This is a genomic window from Micromonospora sp. NPDC047812 (genome assembly GCF_040704175.1).
Taxonomy (GTDB): Bacteria; Actinomycetota; Actinomycetes; order Mycobacteriales; family Micromonosporaceae; genus Micromonospora.
This window is the reverse complement of the sequence record NZ_JBEYRY010000005.1, coordinates 116,634-129,353: the sequence shown is the minus strand read 5'-3', so window position 1 is coordinate 129,353 and position 12,720 is coordinate 116,634. Positions and strand designations below refer to the sequence as shown.

The following is a 12,720-nucleotide window of genomic DNA, read 5'->3' as shown; positions in this document are numbered from 1 at the left end:
CCGGCCCGGGTCGGATCGTGGTGATGGACCGAGCGACACGCCCCGCCGGTCAACGGGTCAGGGACTATTGATCCGCCGGCACCAGCCGCACCCGTGTCCCTGGGCCCCTTCCCGAGGGGTCACGATGAAGCCCGTCCTCGCCCTGACGACCGAGAAGGAGGAGCCGTGACCAGGGAGCCGGAGCCGGGCATCGCGCCCGAGGACCAGTCGCCCCGCTACGCCGGTGATCCCGTCATGGTGACGGTCGACGGGCACGACTTCCGGGTGCAGGCACGTGCCGGGGAGCCCGGCACGTACGACTTCGACTGGCTCAGCGGGCCGCACGACTACGGCTTCGGCCTCTCCGGGGCTGCCGGTACCCCGATGAGCCGGGCCGCGATGGAGGAGGCCATCCGCGGCTTCCTCGCCGAGATCGACCCCGCTACCGGCTACCTGGCGCAGTGACGGCAACCGGCGGCAGCACGGACAACCCGGTTCCTGGCGCTGCTGGACGCGGTCCGGGGTCAACGAGCCCGGCCCCGCACGCACCCAGAGGCGCTGATCACCGACCGGCGCTACGCGCACGACTCGACGCCTCGGGCCCCGCGGCAGCGAGGAATCCCGCCCGTCATCCCCGAACGCAACGACCGGGTCGCCCGCCGGGTCGCCACGGACAGCGCCGACGGCAGGCCACCAGCCTCCGACAAGGTGACCCACCGCAGGCGCAATGTCGTGGAACGCCGCTTCGCCCAACTCGGCCGGCCGCGGCAGTGACGCGGTCGAGGACTGGATCCGCGCGGCCGGGTCTCACGAACGGAGGCGGCGGACGAGTTTGCGCAGGCCGGACTGCCAGCCGTCCGGGTCCTCGGCCTTGCGGCGGGCGTACCCGGCGACCTCGGGGTGCGGCAGGATCAGGAAACGCTCCTCGGCGAGGCCGGCGACCACCGCGTCCGCCACCTGGTCGGCGGTGAGCACCGCACCGGAGGCGGCCACCACCCGCGCGCCCAGGTGACCGGCGGCCAGCCCGTCGGCGAGCATCGGCGTGTCCACGCCCTGCGGGCACAGCGCGCTGATCCGGACGCCCTGGTCGCGGTAGGTGACGGAGAGCCACTCGGCGAAACCGACGGCGGCGTGCTTGGTCGTGGCGTACGGGGCGTCGCCGACCGAGGTCAGCACGCCCGCCGCCGAGCACGTGTGCAGCAGGTAGCCGCCGCCCCGGGCGAGCATCGCCGGCAGCACCGCGCGGGCCGCGTAGACGTGGGAGAGCACGTTGACCCGCCAGGCGCGGTCCCAGCCCGCGTCGTCGACCTCCATCCCGCCGCCGGAGGTGACGCCCGCGTTGGCGCAGAACAGGTCGATGCGCCCGTACCGCTGCTCAATGTCGGCGACCAGCACGCGGACCTGCTCCTCGTCGGTCACGTCCAGCCCGACGGCGTGGGCGACCGGGCCGAGGCCGTCGGCCACCGCGCGGGCCGCGTCGGCGTCGAGGTCGGCCACCACGACTGCGGCGGCGCCCTCGGCGGCGAAGCGGCGGGCCAGGGCGGAGCCGATGCCGCCGGCCCCACCGGTGATCACGACCACCCGGTCGGTGAGGTTCACCTCGACCCACCCCCGCCCAGGTGCGTGATCAGGTCCGCCAGCGCCGCCGCGCCACCGGCGGCCAGCTCGGGGGTGGGCAGCAGGGCCAGCACCGGCACGTCCACGCCGGCGTCGGCATAGCGGCGGACCTGCTCGCGGCAGTGCTCCGGCGAGCCGTGCAGCACCAACGCGTCGACCACGTCGTCGGGCACCGCCGCGCCCGCGCCGCGCCGGTCCCCGGCGGCCCAGGCCCGCCACATCGGCCCGAGCACCTCCTCCCGGCCGAGCCAGCGGTGGAACTCGGCGTACGCGGGGACGGTGAGGTAGCTGGTGATCAGCCGGCGGCCCAGGGCGCGGGCGTGCGCGGCGTCCTCGGTCGGGCAGACGAAGATCCGGGCGACCACCTCGTAGCCGGGGCGCCGCTCGCCGACCTCGGCGAGCGCCCGGGGCACGTCGGCGGCGGCCAGCCAGTTGAGGATGACGCCGTCGGCCTCGGCGCCGGCCAGCCGCAGCATCCCCGGACGCAGCGCGGCGAGCAGCAGCGGCGGCGGCACGGCCGGCTTGCGGTCCAGGGTGAAGCGGCGCACGGCGAAGGTGTCGTACTCCTCGTCGACGGTCGCCCCGGAGAGCGCCGCGCGCAGGAACCGCAGCACGTCGCGGGTGCGCCGGAACGGTTCGTCGAACGGCACGGCGTTCCAGTTGCGGACGACGACCGGCGAGGACGCGCCGATGCCGAGCGCGAACCGGCCGGGGGCGGCGTCGGCCAGCGCCGCCGCGCTCATCGCCAGCAGGCCCGGGCCCCGGGTGAAGACCGGCGTGATCGCGGTGCCCAGGCGCAGCCGGGGCTGCCAGGCGGCGGCGAGCGCCAACGGGGTGAACGCGTCCGCCCCGTTGACCTCGGAGGACCAGACGTCGGTGAATCCGGCCCGGTCGAGGGCCGCGTAGACCGCGGCGTGCTCGGCGAGCGGGATGCCGTCCAGCGGTACGGTCATGCCCCAACGCGTCGTCATCGGTCGATCGTGCCCGCTCGCCGTGGCGCAGAGCAAGATCCCGTCGGGGATCCCACACGCATCGAAGTCGAGGGATATGCACGCAGCGGGGCGAGCTAGTCTCCAGGCGTGACCTTCTCGCTCGTCGCCCGCTCCGACGACGGCCGCCGGCACGGCGTCGTCGTGGCCAGCCGGTTCCTGGCCGCCGGCGCGCTGGTGCCGGCCGCCGAGGCCGAGGTCGGCGCGCTCGCCACCCAGGCCCACGTCAACCTCGCCTACCGACCGCAGGGGCTGACGCTGCTGCGCACCGGGGTGGCGGCCGCCGACGTGGTGGCCGGGCTGGTCGCCGCCGACCCCGACCGGGACCACCGCCAGCTCGGCGTGGTCGCCGCCACCGGCGCCGGCGCGACCTGGACCGGGCCGAGCTGCCACCCCTGGGCCGGCGGCCAGGCCGGGGACGGTTGGGCGGCGCAGGGCAACATCCTGGTCGGCCCGCAGGTGATCGACGCCGTCCGGGACGCCTGGCTGGGCGGGACGGCGCTGCCGTTCCCCGACCGGCTGCTGGCCGCGCTGCGCGCCGGGGACCGGGCCGGCGGCGACCGGCGCGGCCGGCAGAGCGCCGGGCTGCTGGTGGTCGAGCGCGGCGGCGGGTACGACGGCACCGGCGACGTGCTGGTCGACCTGCGGGTCGACGACCACCCCGATCCGGTGACCGAGCTGGGCCGGCTGCTCGCCGTGCACACCCTGCTCTTCAGCCGGCCCGACCCGGCCACCCTGCTCGACCTGACGGGCGCGGTCGCCGCCGAGGTCGGCGCGCTGCTGGGCGCGCTCGGCCACCCGGTCGACCCGGCGCGGACGGAGGAGGCGCTCTTCTCCTGGGCCGGCCTGGAGAACCTGGAGGAGCGCCTGGTGCCCGGCCGGATCGACCCGGTGGTGCTGGACCACCTGCGCAAGGCCGCCCCGCACGTGCCCGCCCCGCGCCCGGAGACGGACCCGCTCGGCGCCGACGCCTGACCCGCTCGCCGGGCCCGTCCCGCGCGGCGGGCCCGGCGAGCGGGCGGCGGGCACGGGCCGCGCGGCGGGCACGGGCCCTACGGGGCGGCGGGCACGGGCCCTACGGCAAGCGCAGGCCCGGGGCCAGGCCTGGGGCCCTGCCCGGGTCAGCCGCCGAAGGAGAGCCAGCGGAAACCGGCGGCGTCGACGACGGCCCGCTCGCGATCGGTGAGGCCGGCCCGGCCGGTCGCCTTGCGAATCAGCGTGAGCCGGTCCCAGCCCAGCCCGGGCGGGACCGCCCGCCCGCCGGTGAGCAGGTCGGCGACGACCTCCGCCGCGGTGGGCGTCAGCCACGGCCGCCGGTCGAGCGCCGCCGCCAGGTCCAGGCCGTGCACGCCGACCTCCACCACGCGGGTACGCAGGAACTCGCCGAGCGCCATCGCGTCGCCGTGGCGGGTGCGTACCACCCGACCCGGCGGTGCGGCGTCGACGGCGTCGAGGGCGGCCCGCCAGGCCCGGTCGAAGTCGGCCACCAGGGCCGGACCGTCGAGTTCCCGGGCCTCCCGCCGGCCGGAGTCGACGCGGGCGGCGTCCACGGGCGGGGTGAACTTGGCGGCGCCGTAGTAGGCGACGGCGTCGACCTCGGCGCGGGGCGGGGCGGGCGCGGCGAGCATGTCGACCAGGCGGCCCGCGCCGGTACGTACGTGGGCCAGCAGTTCGCGTACGGTCCACGGCCGGCAGTCGGTCGGCCGGTCGAGATCCGCCTCGTCGACGCCGCGCAGCGCCTCGCCGAGCCGCTCGCACTCGTCCCGGAACGCCGCCCGTACGCCCTCCACGGTCCTCCCCCCGTCCGCACCTTCCGCCGTCGACCCTCTCACACCGGGGTTCGCCCGTTTCGGAGTCGCACCGGCGGGTACGCGCGGCCGGGCCGACGAGAGGAGCGCCAGGGATGGCCGGGATCATGCTGCGCAGCACCGCGTTCAACGACCACGACATGCTGCCGAGCCGCTTCTCGAAGGAGGGCGGCAACGTGTCGCCGCCGCTGGAGTGGGAGCGGGTGCCGGAGTCCGCGGCCGAGCTGGTCCTCTTCGTCGAGGACCCGGACGCGGGGAAGACGCCGTTCCTGCACTGGCTGGTCACCGGCATCGCGCCGAGCGCCGCCGGGTCGCCGGAGGGCGGCGTGCCCCTGGGTGGCCGCGAGTGGCCCAACGACTTCGGCACCACCGGGTGGGGCGGCCCGCACCCGCCCCAGGGCGACGATCCCCACCGGTACTTCTTCCGGCTCTACGCCCTGGACCGGCCGCTGGAGCTGCCCGGGACGCCGCGGGCGGACGAGGTGCACCGCCTGCTCGTCGAGCGGGACCTCGCGAGCGGGACGATGGTCGGTACCTACTCCCGCTGAGCGGGTCAGCCCTTGACCCGCGGCACCAGCCTGTGCACGGCAGCGAGCACCAGCGCCATCACCACGCCCATCGTGCCGACGATCCCGGCGGCAGTGCCGGCGTAGCCGACGAGCAGGGGCCGGCGGGCCAGCTCGCTGGGCGCGGTGCCGCGCAGGTCGACCAGCCAGGCGAGGGCCAGCCCGCAGGCCACCACCGCCAGTACGCCGCCGACGCCGAGCACCGTCGCGGCGACCCGGTGGGCGTCGGCCGACTCCACCTGCGCCTGTTCCCGCTGGGTGATCAGCAGCACCAGCCCGGCCAGCGCCGCCCAGACCCCGACCACCAGGAACGCGGCCACCGCGTCGCTGGGCCGGTGCCAGCCGGCGGAGAGGGTGGCCACCCCGGCGATCGCGGCGTAGCCGGCGCCGAGGAACGCGCCGAAGACCCGTACCGTGCGCGGCAGGACGAGCACCAGGGCCACCGCGACCGAGGCGGCGACCGTGGCGTGCCCGCTGGGCAGGCTGTTGCCGGCGTAGATCCGTTCGGGGTCGATGCCGAAGTCGGGCCGGGTCAGGCCGTACTTGAGCAACTGGGTGGTGGCGTTGGCGCCGGCGATCAGCAGGGTGGCCGTGACGGCCAGGGCGATCCGGCCCCGGATCAGGGCGATGAAGCCGATCACCGCGGTCGCCGCCAGCAGCGAGACGACCGACATGGCGTTGAGGATGCGGTCCACCGGACCGTCGATGCGGTCCTGCCCGATCCGGTTGCCGGTCAGGGCGACGGTGTCGACCCACTGGCCGATCTCGACGTGCACGGCGACCCGCCACACCGCGAGGAAGGCCGCCGCCTGGACGATCGCCAGAACGACCAACCAGACTGCCGTCCAACCTCTCGCCGTCGCTCGCACCCGCACACCGTAGCGGCAGGCGCAGCCCGGTCGGCGGGTGGCCTGTCGCTCGGGTACGGCTAGGTTGGTGGTGGACGTGAGGAGGGTGCGGTGACGCGTACACCGGAGCGTGCGGCGGCCCCGGCGGACCGGCCGGAGACGCTCGCGGACCTGCTCGGCGGGCGCCGGGGCGCGGTCGACGCCAGCCTGCCGCCGGTGGCCTTCGCCCTCGGCTGGCTGCTCGGCGGGCACTCGCTGTGGGGCGGGGTGGGGGCGGCGGTGGTCACCGGCGCCGCGCTGGCCGGCTGGCGGCTGCACCGGGGCGACCGGCCGCGTTCGGTGCTGATCGGGCTGCTGGCCGTCTGCGTGGCCGCGCTGGTCGCGTTGCGCACCGGCCGCGCCGAGGACTTCTTCCTCGTCCAACTGCTGTCGAACGCGGCGAGCACCCTCGCCTGGGTGGTCAGCATCGTGGTGCGCTGGCCGCTGCTCGGGGTGGTGGTGGGCGCCGCGCTCGGCCAGCGGACGCGGTGGCGGCGGGATCCGGCGCTGCTGCGCGCGTACGGCCGGGGCAGCTGGGTCTGGGCGGCGTCCTACGTGCTGCGGGTGGCGGTGTTCCTGCCGCTGTGGCTCGGCGGTCAGGTGGTCGCGCTGACGGTGGCCCGGGTCGCGTTGTCCTGGCCGCTGGTGGCGGCAGTGCTCGCGGTGAGCTGGGTGGTGGTGCGCCGGTCGTTGCCGGCCGGTCACCCGGGGCTGCGCCACCCGGTCGTGCCGGCCACTGCGCCGGTGGAGCCGGCGGGAAAGTAAGGGAGAGGCCGCCACGGGGGGAGCGGCCTCTCCGGTGACGTACGTTACTCCGTCCCGGCCCCGCGCGTGATCCCGTGGTAGCCGGTTTTTCGGGCGTTTTCGCACCCGGTGCATATCCGGGTGCGGTGGGGTGGGCCGGTTGCCCCGCTGCGTCGGCCGGTTGACCGGCCCACCCCGGCCTGACCGTGGGAGTCAGGCCGTCCGCCGACCGGGCGTCTCCGTTCCCCCAGGCCCGCCCGGCCGGCCTCCGGGCGGGCGGGCCGCGCCACCCACCCGGAGGAGTCGGTCAGCCGTTGGGGAACAGCTTTCCGTAGTCGGCGTACGCCATGGCGACGTCCGCCTGGGCCCAGAACCGGTGGTACTTGAACTCCGGCTCGGGGCCGCCGTCCAGGTACGCCTGGACCTTCGGCCAGGCCGGGTCGTTCTTGTAGAAGGAGCGGATGTCGAGGAAGCTCTTGCCCGCGGCGATGGGGTCACCGTTGGCCATGGTGCCCGTCCAGCCCGGCGGCACGTAGAGGCCCTGGCCAGTGCTGGCGTCGTAGACGTCGTCGAAGCGGCGGTAGTCGCCGCGCTTCTCCACCGTGGACACGCCCTGGGCGTCGCTGGCCGCGTGCAGCGCGTCCAGCAGCCCCTTGGCGGTGTTCTTCGCCGCCGCGTTGCCCGACTTCGCCGCGTACGCGATGAGGGTACGGGCGTAGGCGGCGGCGATGCCGACGTCCTGGCCCTTCACCGTGACCTCGACGTGCAGGTTGGTGTTGGGCTGCGGGTTGGCCGGGTTCCAGGTGGTCGGCTGGCCGGTCCACTTCATGTCCGACGGGATCGACCAGTTGGTGCCCAGCGTGGTGTTGGCGATCGCCCACGGCACCCACTTGTCCAGCAGCGCCTTGGCCTTGGCGTTGCCGGTCTCCAGGTACAGCTCGGCGATGCGCTGCATCGACCAGGCCTGCATGCCGAACCACTGGTTCGACGGCGGGTCGTTGTAGACCGGGTCGACGTCGTAGTACATGCCGTAGAACGTCGACGTGCCGGCCGGGGGCTGGCCGTAGTGGCCGCCCCAGCTGTTGGTCGCGCCGCCGGCGATGCCGCCCTCGGCGGACTGGAGCCAGGTGTAGAACTCCAGCTGCCGCTCCAGGCTCTTGGTCCAGTCGGTGACCGCGGTCGGCGACTTCGGCTTGAGCTCGTTGACGTTGGTCAGCGCCCAGGCCGCGAACGGGTTCTGGTAGCCGAAGTGGTTGTGGCTGGAGCCGATGCGCCACGACCAGTTCTGGTTCGGCTCGTACGCGCCGCCCCAGGCGTAGTACCAGGACATCAGGTAGTGCGCCGAGTCCTTGCCGGTGCCGGCCGGGCAGGTGGCGGCCCCGACGCAGTTGCCGATCTTCTTGAAGTACTTGTCGAACATGGCGTAGCGCAGGTAGTCACCCATCTTCGCGGCCTTGGCCACGGTGGCCGCCACGTCGGCCTCCTTGCCCTGCTCCTTGGCCCAGGTCAGGGCCCAGTACGCGGCCTGCACGGCGCGGGCGTCGGCGTCGGGGGCGTTGGTGTACTTCCACTGCTTCGCCGGTGCGTTCGCCTCCTTGACGAACAGGTCGAGGTAGCCGTTGCGGCCGCCGTGGGCGAAGGTGTCGCAGGACGGCTGCGGCACGGTCTCCCACACCGACTCCTGGGTGCCCCGCTGGAAGGTGTTGATGTACGCCGGCCGGGTGGTGCCGTCGCCGCAGCGGCCGTAGCCGTAGGTGTTGTCCACGTCGAGCAGCCAGTGCATGCCGTAGATGTCACCGGTGCCGTAGGTGGACTGCAGCTCCGAGCGCAGCGGGTCCTGGCCGACCGGCACGTTCGGCTCCAGCGCCGACGGGTACTGGCTGGGCAGGTCGTGCTCGGCGGCGTACTGGGCGGTGCCGGCGGCGCCCGCGGTGGGCTGGTCGGCGTGCGACGGGATGATGTACTTCTCCATGACGTTCCAGGCGTTGTTGAACGGCGCCCAGTTCTGGGTCACCCGCCCGTACTGGGCCTCCAGCCAGAGCCAGAAGCTGAACGCCTCGGAGGTCGTCTCGTGGCCGTGGTCGGGCGCCTCGACGATCAGCGTCTCGATCGAGTGGTACGGCACGCCCTCGGGGCTGAAGTAGCCCGAGTTCTTGATCTTGCCGTACTGGTCGAGGAACCGCTTGACGTAGGTGTTGTCCCCGCCGCCGTTGTCGTTGTCGATCTCGGTGGCGGTGATCGCCAGCGGCGCGTAGCCGGTGGCCGAGGCGGTGACGGTGGCGGTGCCGCCGAGCGTGTCGGCGTCCTCCGCCGCCGCGACGGTCACGTTCACGCCGGTGTTCCAGTTGCTCGGGGTCAGCGTCACCGAGGCCGGCGAGACGGTGATGTCGGTGTCGCCGGTGCGGGCGAGGGAGACCGGCACGTTGGCCGTCGGCGCGGCGCTGAGCTTGAGGTTGACCGTCGAGCTGCCGCCCTCGGTCACGCTCACCGCCGACGGGGTGGCGACCAGCACCGGCCCGGACGCCGCCGTGACGGTGAAGGACTTCTCCGCGGTGGCGGTCAGGTTCGCGTTGTCGTACGCCTTGGCCTGCACCGTGTACGCGCCGGCGGGCAGGTCTTCGAGCGTGTAGCCGTACGGTGCGGTGGTGTCGGTGTTGACCAGCAGGCCGTTGCGGTAGAACTCGACCTTGCTGATGGTCCCGTCCGGGTCGCTGGCGGTGGCGCTCAGCGGCACGTCGGCGGGGGCCTCGAAGGGGCCGGCCGGCACGGTGAGCCCGACCGTCGGCGGCTGCTGCTGGGTGCCGCCGCAGGTCACGCCGTTGACCGAGAAGGACGTCGGCTTCGGGTTGGTGCCGCCGTGCGTGCCGTTGAAGCCGATGCTGGTGGAGGCCCCGGTGCCGAGGTTGCCGTTGTAGGACTCGTTGGTGGCCGTGACCTGGTTGCCGGTCTGGCTCCACTTGGCCGACCAGCCCTGGGTCACCCGCTGGTCGCCGGGGAAGGCGAACTTCAACGTCCAGCCGTTGATCGGGTCGCCGAGGTTCTTGATGGTGACGTTGGCGGTGAAGCCGTTGTTCCAGTCGCTGGTCGCGTAGACCACGTCGCAGGCGGGGGCGGCCTGGGCGGCGCCGGCCGGCAGGGTCACCCCGCCGACGGCGAGCGCGGCGGCGGTGACCATCGCCAGGCGGCGACGTCTTGCCAGATTTCTCATGTGCGCGGTGTCTCCTCGGACCTGGCCGGGGACGAAGGGCCCCGGCGGGGCGCCCTCCCGCGAACGGGGATGCGGGGCGCCCGGGGATGGTGGTCGCCCCGGCCCGAGGCCGGGGTACGGCGGGCGGCGCCCCCTGCGGGGCGGCTGCTCCACCGACTGCGTCGGATGCCGTACCGGAGACGACCGGCTGCCCTCGGCGACCCACGCTTGCGCGATCTGGCTCCGCGTCGCGGTGGCGACAGTGTGCCACGCATGGAAGCGCTCCCACAATGGCCGGAGGCGCACCGAGGCAGCAACATGTTTCGATCTCGTTTTGGGGCTTTCACAAAGTCGTGACGGGCGTTACAGTCGCAGCATCGGTCGATGGGAGCGCTTCCATCGACGGAGATGCAATTAGAAGATCACCCGGGACCCGTCGACGACGGATCCCGGGGAGTCAGCCCGAGGGCTGACGGCGGGCCAGCCCGGACACCGCCGTCAGCCGTTCCCACCGACACGGAGGGAGGTGGATCCTCTAGCCACTCGCGTGGCCCGGCTCCCGCGCGACACGCACGACAGGACGCCAATTCCGCCCGTGCGTGTGCAGCAATGGTGGGGACGGGGGTTGCCCTCCCCCGTCCCCACACACTAAACCCCCCGCCACGATGGGAAAAGAGGCCGACGGGACTGGCCGTGTCGCCGTTCCGACCGGCCTCGTCCGCTGTCCGCCGTACCGCCCGGTCGACGCCCCGCGCCCCGGCGCCCCGCGTCCCGCGGCCGGCCACCCGAGCGCCGGCGCCACCGCGCGCCCCCGCTCCCCCACCGCCGCCACGGGCGCACGACGCACCCCTCCGCCGCCACCGATCGCCTCCGCCCGACCGGCCGGGCGGAGGCGACCGGCCGGCGGCTCCTGCCCTATGCTGGGAGCGCTCCCGGCCCGGCGGTGGCCACGCAGACCATGAGGAGAACCGATGTCGATGCCCACCCCGCGCCCGCCCCACGGCGCCGCGCTCTCCGCCACCGCCCCCGCCACCACGACCGGCACCGCGACACACGCCGCCGCCGTGGCGGGCGACGGGCACCGGACCGCCGGCCCCGGGCCGCGCCCCGACGAGACGCCGGCGGCCGGCCTGCGCTTCCCCCCGGGCTTCGGCTGGGGGGCGGCCACCTCCGCCTACCAGATCGAGGGCGCGGCCAAGGAGGACGGCCGGGGCGAGTCGATCTGGGACACCTTCAGCCGCACGCCGGGCCGCACCCGCAACGGCGACACCGGCGACGTCGCCGCCGACCACTACCACCGGTACGCCGAGGACCTGGACCTGATGCGCGACATCGGGCTGGACAGCTACCGGTTCTCCATCTCCTGGCCGCGCGTACAGGCCGACGGCACCGGCGCACCCAACCAGCGCGGGCTCGACTTCTACCGTCGCCTCGTCGACGGGCTGCACGAGCGGGGCATCGCGCCGATGGCGACGCTGTTCCACTGGGACCTGCCGCAGGCCCTCCAGGACGCCGGCGGCTGGGAGTCGCGCGACGTCGCCCACCGGTTCGCCGACTACGCCGAGATCGTCTTCCGCGCGCTCGGCGACCGGGTGCCGGTCTGGCTCACCGTCAACGAGCCGAAGACGGTGGTGCAGAACGGCTACCTCGAAGGTCACCACGCCCCCGGCCGGCAGGACCCGGCCGCCGCGTACCTGGTCGCCCACCATCTCCAGCTGGCCCACGGGCTCGCCGTCGCGGCGCACCGCGCCACCGGCTCCGGCCGGATCGGCCCGGCGCTCAACCTGCACCCCTGCTACCCGGCCGACGACTCGCCCGAGGCCGCCCGGGCCGCCCGGCTCTACGACGGCTACGAGAACCGCCTCTACCTCGACCCGATCCTCACCGGCCGCTACCCGCAGGACGTGCTGGACGACCTCGGCCCCGACAGCCGGCTGGTCCGCGGCATCCGCGACGGCGACCTGGCGACCATCTCCGCGCCGGTCGACCTGCTCGCCGTGCAGTACTACACGCCGTACTACGTCACCGGCGACGGCGCGACGACCGGACGCTGGCCCACCTCCCAGGCATCCTGGCAGCAGATCCACCCCGACGGGATGTACGACATCCTGACCCGGGTGACCCGCGACTACGGCCCGATCCCGCTGACCGTCACCGAGAACGGGCTGCCCACCCCGGACGTCCTCGACGCCGACGGCGCGGTCGACGACGCCGGTCGGGTCACCTTCCTGCGCGACCACCTCGCCGCGGTCCACCGGGCCATGGCCGCAGGCGTGCCGCTGGAGAGCTACCACGTCTGGTCCCTGCTCGACAACTTCGAGTGGGACGCGGGCTACGACGAGCGCTGGGGCCTGGTCTACGTGGACTACCAGACCCAGCGACGCGTGCTCAAGCGCAGCGCGCACTGGTACCGCCAGGTCATCGCCGCCAACGGCCTCTGACCCCCGGACGACAGCCGCCCTGGCGCCGCTCGGCGGCGCCGGGGCGGACCCCGTGGGCGGGCCCGCCGGGCGGGCGCGCCGACCCGCTCAGCGGGGCAGCGCCTGCTGGAGTTCCGCCCGTAGCGCCGGGGTGAGCATCTCCCCCGCCTGCTTGGCCAGCCGCGCCATCTCGTAGCCGACCACACCGATGTCGGCCTCCGACCCGGCCAGCGTGGCCAGGATGGATCCGTCACGCACCTGCATCACCAGGAAGTAGCCGCGCCCCATCTCGACGACCGTCTGCTTGACGATGTCCCCGTCGAACATCTGCGCCGCGCCCGCGGTGATGCTCATCAGCCCCGAGGTCACGGCGGCGAGCTTGTCGGCGTGGTCGCGGGGCAGGTGGTCGGAGATCGCGACCAGCAGGCCGTCGGAGGAGACCACGATCGCGTGCACCACCCCCGGCACCCGCTCCGCGAATCCGCTGACCAGCCAGCTCAGGTCGCGGGCCTCCCGGCTCAAC

At 74.3% G+C, this 12,720-nt stretch carries 11 protein-coding genes and 1 pseudogene; 6 read left to right on the top strand and 6 right to left on the bottom strand.

All coding sequences use genetic code 11. The annotated features are described in order from the left end of the window. Nucleotides 1-165: 165 nt before the first annotated feature. Nucleotides 166-444, top strand: coding sequence for a hypothetical protein (locus tag AB0883_RS20455; protein ID WP_366642755.1), 279 nt, complete (start codon nt 166-168; stop codon nt 442-444). A gap of 8 nt (nt 445-452) precedes the next feature. Then, nucleotides 453-747: pseudogene (locus tag AB0883_RS20450) on the top strand (transposase); the annotation flags it as partial. 39 nt (nt 748-786) lie between these two features. Here AB0883_RS20450 and AB0883_RS20445 read toward each other — a convergent pair. Continuing rightward, entirely contained in the window at nt 787-1,578 is a 792-nt protein-coding gene (locus AB0883_RS20445) for an SDR family oxidoreductase (RefSeq protein WP_366642754.1), read from the bottom strand. After that, nucleotides 1,575-2,549: an LLM class F420-dependent oxidoreductase gene (locus AB0883_RS20440; RefSeq protein ID WP_366643013.1), complete on the bottom strand. Its 975-nt coding sequence runs from the start codon at nt 2,547-2,549 to the stop codon at nt 1,575-1,577. The genes AB0883_RS20445 and AB0883_RS20440 overlap by 4 nt, the downstream gene beginning before the upstream one ends. Before the next feature lie 126 nt (nt 2,550-2,675). Here AB0883_RS20440 and AB0883_RS20435 point away from each other — a divergent pair, with 126 nt between their 5' ends. Beyond that, nucleotides 2,676-3,560: a DUF1028 domain-containing protein gene (locus AB0883_RS20435; RefSeq protein WP_366642753.1), complete on the top strand. Its 885-nt coding sequence runs from the start codon at nt 2,676-2,678 to the stop codon at nt 3,558-3,560. Between the two features lie 146 nt (nt 3,561-3,706). On the opposite strand, the gene AB0883_RS20430 is transcribed toward AB0883_RS20435, so the two are convergent. Beyond that, on the bottom strand, nt 3,707-4,417 hold the full coding sequence (locus AB0883_RS20430; RefSeq protein ID WP_366642752.1) for a maleylpyruvate isomerase N-terminal domain-containing protein: 711 nt from the start codon (nt 4,415-4,417) through the stop codon (nt 3,707-3,709). 71 nt (nt 4,418-4,488) lie between these two features. On the opposite strand from AB0883_RS20430, the gene AB0883_RS20425 reads away from it, so the two are divergent. Beyond that, nucleotides 4,489-4,941 (top strand): YbhB/YbcL family Raf kinase inhibitor-like protein, encoded by a 453-nt coding sequence (locus AB0883_RS20425; RefSeq protein ID WP_366642751.1) that lies wholly within the window; start codon nt 4,489-4,491, stop codon nt 4,939-4,941. Between the two features lie 5 nt (nt 4,942-4,946). Here the strand turns inward: AB0883_RS20425 and AB0883_RS20420 are convergent, their stop codons facing one another. Further along, a complete protein-coding gene (locus AB0883_RS20420; protein WP_121400815.1) occupies nt 4,947-5,834 on the bottom strand; it encodes a phosphatase PAP2 family protein in 888 nt (295 codons plus the stop codon). An 84-nt stretch (nt 5,835-5,918) separates the two neighbouring features. Here AB0883_RS20420 and AB0883_RS20415 point away from each other — a divergent pair, with 84 nt between their 5' ends. Then, nucleotides 5,919-6,611: a DUF3159 domain-containing protein gene (locus tag AB0883_RS20415; protein ID WP_366642750.1), complete on the top strand. Its 693-nt coding sequence runs from the start codon at nt 5,919-5,921 to the stop codon at nt 6,609-6,611. A gap of 286 nt (nt 6,612-6,897) precedes the next feature. On the opposite strand, the gene AB0883_RS20410 is transcribed toward AB0883_RS20415, so the two are convergent. Next, complete coding sequence (locus AB0883_RS20410) at nt 6,898-9,789, bottom strand: glycoside hydrolase family 48 protein (protein ID WP_366643012.1); 2,892 nt, start codon at nt 9,787-9,789, stop codon at nt 6,898-6,900. Between the two features lie 959 nt (nt 9,790-10,748). Here AB0883_RS20410 and AB0883_RS20405 point away from each other — a divergent pair. Further along, nucleotides 10,749-12,218, top strand: coding sequence for a GH1 family beta-glucosidase (locus tag AB0883_RS20405; RefSeq protein WP_366642749.1), 1,470 nt, complete (start codon nt 10,749-10,751; stop codon nt 12,216-12,218). Between the two features lie 87 nt (nt 12,219-12,305). On the opposite strand, the gene AB0883_RS20400 is transcribed toward AB0883_RS20405, so the two are convergent. Then, complete coding sequence (locus tag AB0883_RS20400; RefSeq protein ID WP_366643011.1) at nt 12,306-12,719, bottom strand: roadblock/LC7 domain-containing protein; 414 nt, start codon at nt 12,717-12,719, stop codon at nt 12,306-12,308. Nucleotide 12,720: the final 1 nt, after the last annotated feature.

Coding starts and splice junctions, on each gene's coding strand:
- AB0883_RS20405 (WP_366642749.1), top strand. CDS start 10,749: ATGTCGATGCCCACCCCGCGCCCGCCCCACGGCGCCGCGCTCTCCGCC.
- AB0883_RS20440 (WP_366643013.1), bottom strand. CDS start 2,549: ATGACCGTACCGCTGGACGGCATCCCGCTCGCCGAGCACGCCGCGGTC.
- AB0883_RS20425 (WP_366642751.1), top strand. CDS start 4,489: ATGGCCGGGATCATGCTGCGCAGCACCGCGTTCAACGACCACGACATG.